16 protein-coding genes are annotated in these 12,505 nt (G+C 73.3%); 6 read left to right on the top strand and 10 right to left on the bottom strand.

The genetic code is table 11. The annotated features are described in order from the left end of the window. Positions 1-9: 9 nt before the first annotated feature. The 3 genes from ACFWIA_RS20255 to ACFWIA_RS20245 form a co-directional block, all read right to left on the bottom strand. The gene (locus ACFWIA_RS20255; protein ID WP_387007004.1) at positions 10-618 is read right to left on the bottom strand and encodes an HAAS signaling domain-containing protein; all 609 of its coding nucleotides are present in this window, start codon (positions 616-618) and stop codon (positions 10-12) included. Next, a complete protein-coding gene (locus tag ACFWIA_RS20250; RefSeq protein ID WP_385484547.1) occupies positions 615-1,007 on the bottom strand; it encodes a PadR family transcriptional regulator in 393 nt (130 codons plus the stop codon). The genes ACFWIA_RS20255 and ACFWIA_RS20250 overlap by 4 nt, the downstream gene beginning before the upstream one ends. 89 nt (positions 1,008-1,096) lie before the next feature. Continuing rightward, on the bottom strand, positions 1,097-2,218 hold the full coding sequence (locus tag ACFWIA_RS20245; protein ID WP_387007002.1) for a MerR family DNA-binding transcriptional regulator: 1,122 nt from the start codon (positions 2,216-2,218) through the stop codon (positions 1,097-1,099). A 105-nt stretch (positions 2,219-2,323) separates the two neighbouring features. Here ACFWIA_RS20245 and ACFWIA_RS20240 point away from each other — a divergent pair, with 105 nt between their 5' ends. After that, a complete protein-coding gene (locus tag ACFWIA_RS20240) occupies positions 2,324-2,890 on the top strand; it encodes an isochorismatase family protein (protein WP_387006999.1) in 567 nt (188 codons plus the stop codon). Between the two features lie 80 nt (positions 2,891-2,970). Continuing rightward, positions 2,971-3,660: a hypothetical protein gene (locus ACFWIA_RS20235; protein WP_387006996.1), complete on the top strand. Its 690-nt coding sequence runs from the start codon at positions 2,971-2,973 to the stop codon at positions 3,658-3,660. 42 nt (positions 3,661-3,702) lie between these two features. Here ACFWIA_RS20235 and ACFWIA_RS20230 read toward each other — a convergent pair whose 3' ends face one another. Both ACFWIA_RS20230 and ACFWIA_RS20225 read right to left on the bottom strand, forming a co-directional pair. Beyond that, complete coding sequence (locus tag ACFWIA_RS20230; protein WP_387006993.1) at positions 3,703-4,428, bottom strand: hypothetical protein; 726 nt, start codon at positions 4,426-4,428, stop codon at positions 3,703-3,705. Between the two features lie 169 nt (positions 4,429-4,597). Continuing rightward, complete coding sequence (locus tag ACFWIA_RS20225) at positions 4,598-4,990, bottom strand: SgcJ/EcaC family oxidoreductase (RefSeq protein WP_387006990.1); 393 nt, start codon at positions 4,988-4,990, stop codon at positions 4,598-4,600. A 133-nt stretch (positions 4,991-5,123) separates the two neighbouring features. Here ACFWIA_RS20225 and ACFWIA_RS20220 point away from each other — a divergent pair, with 133 nt between their 5' ends. The 4 genes from ACFWIA_RS20220 (at position 5,124) to ACFWIA_RS20205 (ending at position 8,709) form a co-directional block, all read left to right on the top strand. After that, positions 5,124-5,519 carry a molybdopterin-binding protein gene (locus ACFWIA_RS20220; RefSeq protein WP_387006987.1) on the top strand — a complete coding sequence of 132 codons (396 nt, stop codon included), beginning with the start codon at positions 5,124-5,126 and terminating at the stop codon, positions 5,517-5,519. A 37-nt stretch (positions 5,520-5,556) separates the two neighbouring features. Next, positions 5,557-6,360: a molybdate ABC transporter substrate-binding protein gene (gene modA / locus ACFWIA_RS20215; protein ID WP_387006984.1), complete on the top strand. Its 804-nt coding sequence runs from the start codon at positions 5,557-5,559 to the stop codon at positions 6,358-6,360. Beyond that, the gene (locus ACFWIA_RS20210) at positions 6,357-8,291 is read left to right on the top strand and encodes an ABC transporter permease (protein ID WP_387006981.1); all 1,935 of its coding nucleotides are present in this window, start codon (positions 6,357-6,359) and stop codon (positions 8,289-8,291) included. The genes modA and ACFWIA_RS20210 overlap by 4 nt, the downstream gene beginning before the upstream one ends. 154 nt (positions 8,292-8,445) lie before the next feature. After that, positions 8,446-8,709, top strand: a complete 264-nt coding sequence (locus ACFWIA_RS20205; RefSeq protein ID WP_387006977.1) for a chaplin — start codon at positions 8,446-8,448, stop codon at positions 8,707-8,709. Between the two features lie 87 nt (positions 8,710-8,796). Here the strand turns inward: ACFWIA_RS20205 and ACFWIA_RS20200 are convergent, their stop codons facing one another. The 5 genes from ACFWIA_RS20200 to ACFWIA_RS20180 form a co-directional block, all read right to left on the bottom strand. Further along, a complete protein-coding gene (locus tag ACFWIA_RS20200) occupies positions 8,797-9,663 on the bottom strand; it encodes a tyrosinase family protein (RefSeq protein WP_387006974.1) in 867 nt (288 codons plus the stop codon). 35 nt (positions 9,664-9,698) lie between these two features. Continuing rightward, positions 9,699-10,124, bottom strand: coding sequence for a tyrosinase family oxidase copper chaperone (locus ACFWIA_RS20195; protein ID WP_387006971.1), 426 nt, complete (start codon positions 10,122-10,124; stop codon positions 9,699-9,701). Between the two features lie 370 nt (positions 10,125-10,494). Continuing rightward, on the bottom strand, positions 10,495-10,995 hold the full coding sequence (locus ACFWIA_RS20190) for a hypothetical protein (RefSeq protein ID WP_387006969.1): 501 nt from the start codon (positions 10,993-10,995) through the stop codon (positions 10,495-10,497). A gap of 143 nt (positions 10,996-11,138) precedes the next feature. Then, the gene (locus tag ACFWIA_RS20185) at positions 11,139-11,642 is read right to left on the bottom strand and encodes a DUF5949 family protein (protein WP_387006966.1); all 504 of its coding nucleotides are present in this window, start codon (positions 11,640-11,642) and stop codon (positions 11,139-11,141) included. Positions 11,643-11,812: 170 nt separating this feature from the next. Beyond that, a complete protein-coding gene (locus ACFWIA_RS20180) occupies positions 11,813-12,094 on the bottom strand; it encodes a hypothetical protein (protein WP_385484587.1) in 282 nt (93 codons plus the stop codon). Positions 12,095-12,505 lie beyond the last annotated feature (411 nt).

The raw sequence follows: 12,505 nt of genomic DNA, 5'->3' as shown, positions 1-12,505 counted from the left end.
TGCTCACGTTCAGGCGCGGCGGGCCCGCCAGAGCCAGGCTGCCGCGCCGGCCATCAGCACGAACGCGCCCAGGTTGGCGAGGAGCGCCGGGGTGCCGACCTCCGGGCCGCCGCCGGACAGGTTCGCGGTGGCGAAGACCACGCTCGGCAGCACGGCGACGAGCAGCACGCCGGTGGTCTTCTGGACGGCGGTCCAGTGCACCGAGGTGCAGAGCAGCACCGCGCCGGTGATGCGGAACAGGACGCCGAGCACCGGACCGGGCTGGTCGGGGAAGACCAGGATGAAGGGCAGCGAGAGGGTGAGCATCAGCAGCGGGACCAGGGGGTGCACCTTGCCGCGCCGGGCGGGTGCATCGCCGGCGCTCGGGGCACCCGGGGCGGCCGAGGTCCCGGCGGACCCGTGCCCCGCCTCCGCCAGCGCCGTCGCGGCGATCGTGCGGGGGTCACCCAGCTCCGACAGGATCTCGCTGATCGAGGCGTCGGGGCGTTCGGCGAGCGTCACCTCCACGTGTTCGACGAGGTCGGCGAGGAGTTCCTGGCGGCGGTCGGCGGAGAGGGCGGCAGCCTCGCGCTCGACGACGGACAGGTAGTCACGGACGGGGTCGGCGGTGGTCTTCATGCGAGGTCTCCGGTGGCGGGGTGCGGGGCGGCCGGGGAGGCCGGGGCGGTCAGGAAGGCGTCGACGGCGTTGCGGAAGCCGGGCCAGACGCGGGTGAACTCGTCGAGTGCGGCCCGACCGCTGTCCGTGAGCGCGTAGTAGCGACGGGGCGGACCGGAAAGGGACTCCTGCCAGGTGGTGGTGACCAGGTCGTCGCGGCGCAGCCGGGAGAGCAGCGGGTAGACCGTGCCCTGACTGGTGGCGAGGGCGCCGGACTCCTCCAGCGCCTGGAGGAGTTCCACGCCGTAGCGGGGGCGGTCCCGCATCAGGGCGAGTACGCAGTACTCCAGGACCCCCTTGCGCAGCTGGGCGGCTGCCCGGGCCTGCTTGGTCGACTCACCTGGTTCCATGCGATGCAAGATACCTGGTTCGACAAGTAAACGCGAAAGCGCGTGCGGGGGCGCCCCCCGCACGCGCCGGAGCGCCCCGCGATGCCCGGTCAGGCCACGAGGAGGCGCAGCCCCAGCTCCGCCGCGTCGAGGCCGACCAGCTCGCGGTTGCGTTCGGCCCACCGGCCCGAGACCAGGTCGTCGCGGAGCCGACCCACCGCCCGCTGCTCGGCCTGCGGCCCGACCCTGGTCCACACCGACACCGCACGGCGCACGTGTTCCTCCAGATACGCTTCGGGCCGGCGCCAGTAAGCCTCCAGGAAGCCGTCCGCGCAGTCCCACGGGACGAGCACCGGCTCCAGGCGGGCCCCGATCGCGCCGGCCAACTCGTCCACCGGGGGCCGGCCGGCGACCAGGCCGGCGATCTCGGGCAGGTAGTCGCGGGTGAGCCAGAACCGGTGACGCCACCCGGTGTCACTCGCGTCGTGCGTGAACACCACCACCCGGCGGGCCACCCGCCGCATCTCGCGCAGCCCGGCGATCGGGTCCTGCCAGTGGTGGACGGTGCTGAAGGCCATCGCCGCGTCGAAGGTCCGGTCGGCGAACGGCAGCCGCTCCGCGCGGGCGGCCACGCACGGCGCCGCGTCCGCGGGACGCTGCGCCCGCATCACCGCCGACGGTTCCACCGCCGTCACCTCCCGGTCCGCGGGCTCGTAGGAACCGGTGCCGGCACCGACGTTCAGCACCGTCCGGGCGTCCCCGAGCGCCGCCCGGACCTGCGCCGCGATCCGCGGGTCGGTGCGCCGCGTCGCCGGGTAGTCGGACCCGATGGCCTCGTACAACTGCGCTCCGAACATCTCCAGTTGGTCCTCCGGTGTGGTGTCGATCCCCATCGCCCGTGCCTCCAGTTCTCGGTCCAGAGCGGTCACCATGGCGGCGGCCCGGTCGCGTTGGTCCAGCAGCAGGCCGCGGAGCCGGTGCAGATGGGCGACCGCGTCGGTGGTCGGGTCGTCCACCAGGTCCGCGATCTCGCGCAACCCGAAGCCCAGCCGCCGGTACGCGAGCACCTCCCGCAGCCGCTCCACGTCGCCCGCCGCGTAGGCCCGGTAGCCGGCCGCGGTCCGCGCGGACGGCCGTACGAGGCCGATCTGGTCGTAGTGGTGCAGCGTGCGGACGCTCACCCCGGCCAGTTCGGCCACGCGTCCCACGGTCAGGTGCCCTCGCCCTCGCATAGCACCGACGATGCGGCATGACGTCACGTGAGGGTCAACCGCTCGGCCCCCGACGACGAACAAACGGGGCGACCGCGCACCGCGCCCCCCGCTACCGTGCCCCGCATGACTCCCGCACCCCGCACCCCCGGGCGCCCCGCGCTCCTCGTCATCGACATGCAGAACACCATGGTGGGCATCGCGCACCGCCCCGTGGAGACCGTGACCGCCATCGCGGGGCTCCGTGCCCGGGCCAGGGCGGCGGGCGTGCCGATCGTGACCGTGCAGCACCAGGACGACGGGCCGTTGGCGCCGGGCACGGACGGCTGGCGGATCGCACCGGAGCTGACGCCCGGGGACGACGAGGTGGTCGTCCCCAAGTCCACCCCGGACAGCTTCGTGGGTACGGACCTCGACCGGACGCTGCGGCGGCTGGACGTCACCGAGGTCGTCGTCACCGGGTTCGCCACCGAGATCTGCGTGGACACGACCGCCCGCGCGGCCCTCGGCCTCGGCTACGACCTGCTGTTGGTCGAGGACGGGCACACCACCTCCGTCCGACCGGACACCGGACCCTACGTCGCGCCGGACCCGTCGATCGCGCACCACAACGAGATCTTCCGGAACCTCCGCTACCCGGGCCGCCGTAGCCGGGTGCTGCCCGCCGCACAGGTGGACTTCGACGCCCGTTAGTCTGATCCGCCCAGGTCAGCGACCGCCCCCATGCGCTCGGCCGCCCTGGAAGCGTTCCGAACCGAGGGGGACCCGTCCGCATGCGACGCACCGTTGCGACCGCGCTGAGCTGTCTGCTGCTGGGCACCGCCCTGGCCGGCTGCACCGACAGCGCGCCGAAGAAGCAGGAGGAGGAGCGCTCGGCGCGGCAGCTGCTGGACGAGGCGAACGAGACGATGGCCGCGCTGGACTCGGTGACCGTCACCATGGACACCGCAATGGCGGACGGCACGCGCGTCAGCGGTCAGGTCACGACCGACCTCAAGCGGCGGTGCACGGGCAGGACCGACTTCGGAGCGGGCAAGCAGCTCGACGAGATCCGGATCGACGACACCGGCTACTTCCGGCCGAACCGCGCGTACCTCAAGGAGTGGGCCGAGGAGCGGGGCCTGGCCGACGTCGCGGGGAGGAAGCCCTGGGTCAAGGCCGTGTCCGACGGCGCACGGGGCATCACCTGCACCCGGGAGTTCGCCTTCTTCGGAGAGGCGAAGAAGGGGAAGCCCGGCGAAGTGGACGGGGTCCCGACGATCGCGCTGGTGGTCACCGACGAGGCGGACGAGGGCGGGACCTACGCCTTCCACGTCGCCACCGAGGGCGAGCCGTACCTGCTCAAGGTGGCGTACGAGGGCACCGACCACCGCAACACCACCACGTTCAGCGGCTTCGACGCGCCGCTGGACGTGCGGGCCCCCGCCCCGTCCGAGGTCGTCGACGCGACGGCCCGCCGTTAGCGATCCCCCGGGACACGCGGCGCCGAGCCTCCAGCCGCCCGCTCAGATGAAGTTGTTCGGCCAGATCATGGTGCGCCACATGTGGGCCACCGGGGAGTCGTCGAAGCCCAATCCCTGCGCGGGCTGGGCGAAGTGGCGGCCCACCACGTCCTCGAACTCCTCGAACTCGATGTCGACCTCGGAGTCGAAGGTGTACACGTCGTTGATGGTGACCATGCGGGCCGACATGTACCAGCGGTGGCGACGGGCCTTCGCGTAGGCGGCCCGGGTGTGGGCCGGCGGCTGGTACTCGGCCCCGAAGAAGTCCCGGTACGCCTCCGGGTAGCCGTATCCCACGCTCTCGTCGGGGAAGTAGCGCAGGACCTCGTGCTGTCGGATGGCCCAGGCCACTTCCTCGTCGACGTACGGCCCCACCAGCTGGGCCCCCCAGTGACCGTGCTGGCTGCGTAGCAGACCGGCGAGCGCGATGTCGTGCAGGAGGCAGGCCAGCACCACCTTGTCGCCCATGCCCTGCTCCCGGGCCCGGCGTGCACTGTGCAGCATGTGCCGCACGGCGAAGGGGTCCAACGCGAACCGCAATCGGAAGAAGTCCGCGAGCGTGGGCCGCTCGGGCATGACGGGGAGGGCGGGGTTGTCCCCCATCATGAACACCTGCCCCGGCCGGCGCGAGGACAGCCATTCGCTGCCGGAACGGTGGTCGTCGGTGCCGAGGGTCGCGGCGGCCGGCGGACAGATGATGCGGAGGCGCTCGGGCTGACCCTGGGACATCTACGACCTTCCTGAGGGGGCACCGGCCCCGGGCACCGGACACCGGAGTTCCGATCCCATCAGGCGGAACCGCGCGCGGCGCTCCGCGTTCACCCGTACGGCGGAGCGTGCGACGGGAAACCCCCCGGCGCGGTGGGGCCCGGGACGCGCGGGTGCGGCACGCTGCGCCCTACTCCGCGTACACCGACGTGTTCTGATTGACCGTCAGCAGCCACCTCCCGTCCTCCTGCTTGGTCATCACGTAGAGCGGGCTGCCCTCCTGCGGGCCCTCGGCGAGGTGGTACACCTGCTTGACCTTGACGGCCGCCACGTCGGGCCGCAGGAACTGGAGGTGCACCACCTCGTAGGTGACCTCGCCGTCCTGGGGCGCGTCGGGCAGCACGGAACGGGTGAACTCGGCGATCGCGTCGAACCCGATCAGGACCTTGCCGTGTCCGGTGGTCCACAGGGCGTCGGGGTGGAAGAGCGCGAGGAAGCCCTCGACGTCCCGGGCGCGCTGGGTGCGCTCGACGGTGGCGACGACCTGCTCGATGGCCTTGATGTCTTCGGTTTCCGTAGTCATGGGCATCAGCCTGCTCCCTCAAGTTTGGTTGAGGTCAAGCCCCGGTCCACCACGAAGTACACCCCCGCAACCACCAGGAACAACCACCCATAAGGGTTGCATCTGCGCCGTGATTCTCCTTAACGTGGCGCACATGCCGTCGTACACCATCGGGCAGGCCGCCCGTCTCCTGGGCGTCAGCCCCGACACCGCCCGCCGCTGGGCCGACGCCGGACGCGTCGCCACCCACCGCGACGACAGCGGGCGCCGCCTCGTCGACGGCGTGGACCTGGCCGCCTTCTCCGTCGAGCTGGCCCAGGGCACCGGCAACGACGAGGAGGTCCCGTACACCTCCGTGCGCAACGCGTTCCCCGGGATCGTCACCGCCGTGAAGCTCGGGGACGTCGCCGCGCAGGTGGAGATCCAGGCGGGGCCGCACCGGCTGGTCTCCCTCCTCACCCGCGAAGCCGTCGAGGAACTGGGCCTGGAGGTCGGCGCGCAGGCCACCGCCCGGGTCAAGGCCACCAACGTCCACATCGACCGCACCTGAGCCCCCTGCCCCCCCGTCGTCACCCCTGGAGGACCCCGTGCCCAGAACCGCCCGTGTCGCCGGACTGGCCGTCGCCGCCCTGCTCGTCCCGCTCCTCGCGGCCTGCGGAAGCGACGACAAGAGCGACGGCGACCGGAAGGACGGGCGGGGCGGCGGCAGCGCGGGCCCGGCCTCCTCCAGCAAGCTGACCGTCCTCGCCGCCGCCTCCCTCACCGACGTGTTCAAGACGGTGAAGACCGCGTACGAGGACGCCCACCCCGGGGTCGAGCTCACCTTCTCCTTCGCGGGCTCCCAGGAACTCGCCGCACAAGTGCGGCAGGGCGCACCCGCCGACGCGATCGTCACCGCCGACACCAAGACCATGGACGGACTGCGCGCCGAAACCGGCACCCCCTCCGTCATCGCGAAGAACCGCCTGGTCATCGCCACCCGCGAGGGCAACCCCGACGAGGTCAAGACCCTCAAGGACCTCGCCGACCCGAAGCTGAAGGTCGTCCTCGCCGCCGAGGAGGTCCCCGTCGGCCGCTACAGCCGCCAGGTCCTCGACGCGCAGCGGGTCGACGTCAAGCCGGTCTCCGAGGAGCCGAACGTCCGGGCCGTGCTCAGCAAGGTCGAACTCGGCGAGGCCGACGCGGGCATCGTCTACAAGACCGACGCCGACACCAAGCCCGACAAGGTCGACGCGATCGCCATCCCGGACGGGCAGAACGCCGTCGCCCAGTACCCGGCCGCCGTCCTCAAGGAGTCCGGCGACAGCCCCTCGGCCCAGGCGTTCGTGGAGTGGCTGTCCTCGCCGCCCGCGCAGCAGATCCTGCGGGACGCCGGCTTCCAGAAGCCGTGACCGGAGCCGCCACCCGGCCCGCCCGTCCACCACTGGCCCTGGCCCTCCTCGCCCTGCTCGCGGTCGCGTTCCTGCTCGTCCCCCTGCTGGGCGTACTGGTCCGCACCCCGTGGGACGACCTGGGCACCCACCTGACCGCACCGGAGTCCGTCACCGCGCTCAAGCTGTCCCTCGTCGTGTCGCTGAGCGCGCTCGGCGTCTCGCTGGTGCTCGGCGTGCCGCTGGCCTGGCTGCTCGCCCGGGTCCCGTTCCGCGGCAAGGCGCTCGTCCGCTCGCTGGTGCTGCTGCCGATGGTGCTGCCGCCCACCGTCGGCGGGGTCGCCCTGCTGCTCGGCTTCGGCCGGCGCGGGCTGCTCGGGCCCTGGCTGGAGGACTGGTTCGGCGTCACCCTGCCCTTCCACACGGCGGGCGCGGTGGTCGCCGCGACGTTCGTCTCGATGCCGTTCCTGGTCATCTCCCTGGAGGGCACGCTCGCCGCGCTCCACCCCCGCTACGAGGAGACCGCCGCCTCGCTCGGCGCGAGCCCGCTGCGGGTGTTCCGCACGGTCACCCTGCCGATGGTCGCCCCCGGCCTGGCCGCCGGCGCCGCGCTCACCTGGGCCCGGGCGCTGGGCGAGTTCGGCGCCACGATCACCTTCGCGGGCAACCTCCCGGGCACCACCCAGACCCTCCCGCTCCAGGTGTACCTGCTGCTCCAGGACGACCCCGAGGCGGCGACCTCGGTGTCCCTGCTGCTGCTCGCCGTCGCCATGGCCGTCCTGATCGCCCTCCGCGGACGCTGGACCACCGCCCCCGCCAAAGCCGCACCAGCAGGGGCCGCTCCCGCCGAGGCCCCCGCCCCGCAGCCCCCCGCTCCCCGACCGACGGCGGACGCCCCGCCGCGCCGCGCCCCCTCGGCCGCCCGCCTCGACGCGCACCTCACCGGCTACACCGACCTCGCGCTCGCCGCCCCCGGCGGCACCACCCTCGCCGTGGTGGGCCCCAACGGCGCCGGGAAGACCACCCTGCTGCGGGCCCTGCTGGGCCTGCCCACCCAGTCCGCCGCCCGGCTCGCCCTCGGCGGCACCGACCTCTCCGCCGCGCCCCCGCACCGCCGCGACACCGCCTGGGTGCCGCAGGACCCGGCCCTGTTCCCGCACCTCACCGCCCTCGCCAACACCGCCTACGGCCCCCGCGCCCACGGGGTGCCGCGCGCCGAGGCGCTGCGCACCGCACGGGAGTGGCTCGACCGGCTGGAGGTCGGCCACCTCGCCCACCGCAGGCCCGGCGAACTCTCCGGCGGGCAGGCCGGCCGGGTCGCCCTGGCCCGCGCGCTCGCCTCGCGCCCCCGGCTGCTCCTCCTGGACGAGCCGCTGGCCGCGCTCGACCAGACCACCCGCGGCCGGGTCCGCCACACCCTGCGCCGCCATCTGGACGCGTTCGACGGGGTCTGCCTGATCGTCACCCACGACCCGGTGGAGGCGGTGTCCCTCGCCGACCGGGTGCTCGTCCTGGAGGACGGCCGCACCGTGCAGGACGCCCCGCCCGCCGAGGTGGCCCGCCACCCCCGCTCCGCCTGGGTGGCCCGGATGCTCGGCGCCAACGCCTGGCCGGGCACCGCCACCGCCGAGGGACTCGTCACCGCCGGAGGGACCCGGGTGGTCGCCGCCGAACCCCTCGCCCCCGCCACGGACGCACTCGCCGTCTTCGCCCCGGAGGCCGTGGCCCTGCACCGCGAGCGCCCCTCGGGCAGCCCCCGCAACGTCTGGCCGGGCACCGTGCGGGAACTGACCGCCGTCGGCAGCCGGCTCCGGGTCCTCGTCACCTCCGACGGGGCCCCCGACCTGGTCGCGGAGGTCACCCCGGGCGCCGCCGCCGACCTGGGGCTGCACGACGGCAGCGCCGTCTTCACCAGCGTCAAGGCCACCGAGATCACCCTCGTCGCCCGCTGAAGCACCCGACCGGCCGGGCGCCGCGCCTTTCCCCGCGGCGAGGGATGACAAACCGTGACCCCGGCCGCCTCCTGACGTTGAAGGGGGCGTGCGGACGTCATTCCCCCCGACACCCCGCACGGACCACCGCACAACCCAACTGAAGGAGTACGTGATGTCTCGCATCGCGAAGGCGGCCGTCCTGGCCGTCAGCTCGGGCGCCGTGATGCTCGGTGGCGCGGGCATGGCCACCGCCGACGCGGGTGCCGCCGCCGAGGCCGTCGGTTCGCCGGGCGTCCTGTCCGGCAACATCGTGCAGATCCCCGTGCACGTCCCCGTCAACGTCTGCGGCAACACCATCGACGTGATCGGCATCCTGAACCCGGCGTTCGGCAACACCTGTGTCAACGGCAGCGGCCCCGCCGGCTACGGATACTGAGCACCGCGTACGGAGACCTCCGTCCCCGTACGCAGCCGCCCCCGTCAGCACGCCGGCCGACGGGGGCTCCGCCGTTCCCGCGGCACGTCACGCGTAGCGGTAGATCCCGCCGTGCTGCTCCAACGAGGCCGGGGTGACGTCCCACGGCGGCATCCGCTCGTTGCGGGCGACGATCCGACCGCGCTCCAGCGAGCCGAACCCGGGCGGCTCGGCCGGCTCGTACGCACCGTCCGGATGTGCCTTGCGCCACCGCGACCACAGCAGGTCGACGAACGAGTGGTGCAACCAGAACACCGGATCGTTGACCGACGCACCACCGAGCATGGTCCCGCCGACCCAGCGGTGCACCCGGTTGTGGTTGCGCCACCGGCCGTCCCCCGTCCGGACGCCCGTCCAGCCCTCCAGGCCGTTGCGGAAACCGGACGACACGGTGGAGTTCCAGGGCTCCACGTCGTACACCGACTCCCGCATGGCCAGGGCGAGTTCGTCCTTCGACGGCAACGCGAACGGGTTGGACGGCCGCCCCAGGTCCCGGACCAGGAAGTCGTCGTCCGTGATGTTCTCGCGGACGATCCAGCCGTTGGCCCGCGCGAACGGGCCGGTCGCCACCCGGCGTTCGGTGCCCCGCCCGGTGCCGCCGAGGAGGTCGTCCGTCCAGGGGGACCCCACCGGGGAACGCGCCGCCGTCCAGTCCCAGTACGGGACGGTGACCCCGGGGGCCTCCCGCTGGAGTGCGCGTTCGAACTCCAGGAGGAACCTGCGGTGCCACGGCAGGAAGGACGGCGCCATGTGGGCGACCCGGCGGTTGGTGTCCCCGTCGGCGACGTAGTAGTCGATGTGGACGCGGACGAACTCGTCGTACCGGCCCTTGCGTTTGAGCGCGAGTACCGCGTTCACGAACCGTTTGCGCTCCGCGCTGCTCAGCTTGGTCACGTTCTTGCGGGTGTACACCACGTGCGTTCCCTCTCCGAAGGCCGGTGCCGGTGCGTTCAGGCGCGGTGCGTCGGGGACGCGGAGAGGTGGGCGGCGCCCAGTTCGTCCACCGCGGCCCGGGCCGCCGCCAGCGGAGTCGGGTACGAGACGTAGTGGTCGACCACGGTGAGGTAACCGCCGTCCGCGCGGCGCATCAGGTGCAGCGGGCGTCCGTCCACGGTGACGCGCAGGGCGTCCGGCTCGTTGCCGGTGCCGTGCCCGGCCGGGGAGCCCGTGCGGCGGCCCCGTAGGCGCCGTCCGCGGTAGGTCTCGTCGAACAGGACCTCACCGCGGAGGGCGCCGGGGGCGCCCGGGGCGCGGGGCGCGCGGGGGCGGCGGGCGTTGCGGTCCGCGGTGAGGACGGGGGTCAGGGCGGCGGCTGTTCCTCCCGCCAGGGCGGTGAGGAACAGGGCCCTCAGCAGGGCGCGGCGGGTCGCTCGCAACGGTGGCCTCCCGGGTCGGTCTGCGCGTCGTCGTGCCCAACGCGCAAGGGTGCGCGAGGGCACGCAATCGCTGGGCGCTTGGCCCTTCGGGTGCGCTGTCCCGTGCGGGTGCGTCGTGGCCGCCCGCGCAGTTCCCCGCGCCCCTGAGGTGCGTCCATCTCGGGGTGCGCTGTGTGGGTGCCGTGCGCACGGGCTTCGCGCAGTTCCCCGCGCCCCCTATCGGGGCGCGTTTCGCTGGGCGTGCGTTGCACCGCCCCGATAGGGTCACGGCGAACTGCGCAACACCGGGACGCACCTGATCAAGGGGCGCGGGGAACTGCGCAACACCGGGACGTACCTCGCGGGACAACGCACGCGCAGGGGGGGACCGTCAGGTCAAGTGGAGCCAGGCGGCGGGAGCGGTCTGGAGGGGAGCCGTACGCAGCCCGGCAACGGGCAACGCGGCCCGCGGCAGCCCGAACGCATCGGCCTGAGGCCCACTGACCGGCGCGTCGAACGACACCCCGGGCGTACCGACGACCGCATCGGGCCCCCCGACCACCGCGGAGGCCCGGTCGGCCCCGCCCCCCACCACATGGGGCACCAACGACTCCGCCGCGACCCCGGGCAACGGCACGCTGAACGGCACGACCGGAACCAACCCGGCCGGCAGCAACCGCCCCTCCACGTAACGGGGTCCGTCCACCGCCCCCGGCACCGGAACCGGCAGCTCCGCCCCGACCTTGGGCGCCGAGATCCCGAGCGAGTGCTCCACGCCCTCCATGGGTACGGAGACGGGCACCCGCTCCCCCGCAGCGGCGGACCCGGCTCCCGCGGCGACGGCCGCACAGGCCAGGAGCGCGGCAAGGCTTCCACGCGTCGGTGACTTCATGTCAACGGTCCCCTTCGGGGGTCGGCAGGTCTGGACATCCGGTTAACGAGGGAGTCCGGACGACCGCCGCAGAGTTCCCCCGCAGGGGGCAATCGGCGGGTTGTCGGACCGGCGGAGGGAGCCCCGCCCCCGGCGGGCAGCCCTCAGGTGCGCAGGCTGCGCGCGGGCAGCAGACAGTGCGCGGCCCCCGCGAGCATCTCCTCGTCCCCGGCGAACGCGGACAGCGTGGCCTGGGTCATCTCCACGCCGGGCGACCCCTCGGGCCAGGGCCGGGTCGCGAAGATGAAGTACGCGTGACCGCGCTCCCGGACCGCGGCGAGCCACTCCGGCGGTACGAGGCACTGGGCGTTCAGCTGGGGCATGTTGACGACGGCCTGCCCGGCTTCGACGAGGAGCGAGACGGGGAAGCTGGGGCGCGTCGTGGCGTCGACGACGGGTCCGCCGACGGGCAGCCCGGTGTTCTCCAGCAGGGTGCGCACGGCGGCCGACGTGCCCTCGGGACCGCCGGGCCCGTCACCGAGCGCGTAGGCGAGCAGGAAGGCCAGGTCGCCCCGTTCGTCGGGGTGTTCGCCACTCCAGGCCATGACGGCGAGGGTGCCCAGTTCGGCCGGGTGGAAGGGACGCTTGTCGGTGGGGGTTGAGGTCACCACGGCACCGTAGCGACATACGGGGAGCACCCGGATGCCCGTGTCACTCGTCCGGGCGACCCGTGCTCCCGGATCACACGATGGGGGCCGCGCACGCGGCCCGGGGAGGGCGCGGGGCCGGTCCGCGCGCCGGTGGGCGGGACGCACCGTCGCACGGACCGCCGGGCGGCCTACTTGCCGACCGGGAGTCCGCCGAGCAGCGGGGCGGCCTTGGCTCCGCCGGCGTTCATCTGGTCGGCGGTGGTCTGCACGCTGTTCAGGAGGGTGCCCTCCTTCTCCGTGTCGAGCGCATTGCTGTGCAGCGGCTGCGCGTCGAGCGTGGACTGGGTGGTGAGCGTCTCCAGAGCGCCGTTCAGGCTGGTGGGCGTCGGGGTGGTGGCGAACGCCGGTGCGGCGGCACCGACCAGGGCGAAGGACCCGGCGACGACTGCGGCAGCCTTGAGGGGCTTCATCGTGTTCCTTTCTTCGGCGGCCTCCGGCGACCGCCTGGGGGAAGGCGTACTACCGCGTTGGCTAACGACCTCCGCCCGCACCGGAAACCCCCGGTACGTGAATTCCACACAACCCCCACCCGAAGGAGTTCCGGCACCGTTCCCCGGGAGGATCGGAAAAACCTTGGCAATCATCTTGTATGAATAATTACCGGCCTGGAGATCGCCTATTGCGCCCGGCGGGAATTCCCGCGTTCGGGACCGCGGGGAGCGTTCGGCGCGGTTCTCAGTACGGCTCCCGGTCTGGTTCTCGGCACGGAAAAGCCCGTCGGGGGCGGGCCCCGGGGGGGCGGGCCCCGGGGCTTATAAAAAAAAGTAGCGGGCGCCGCGTTAGGGGGTGTAGTTGAGGGGGGGGGGGGGGTGAATTAAAAA

Origin of the sequence: Streptomyces sp. NPDC127068 (genome assembly GCF_042724695.1) — a bacterium.
GTDB lineage: Bacteria > Actinomycetota > Actinomycetes > Streptomycetales > Streptomycetaceae > Streptomyces.
The sequence above is the reverse complement of the archived record's forward strand: the minus strand, read 5'-3'. Positions and strand labels throughout refer to the sequence as shown.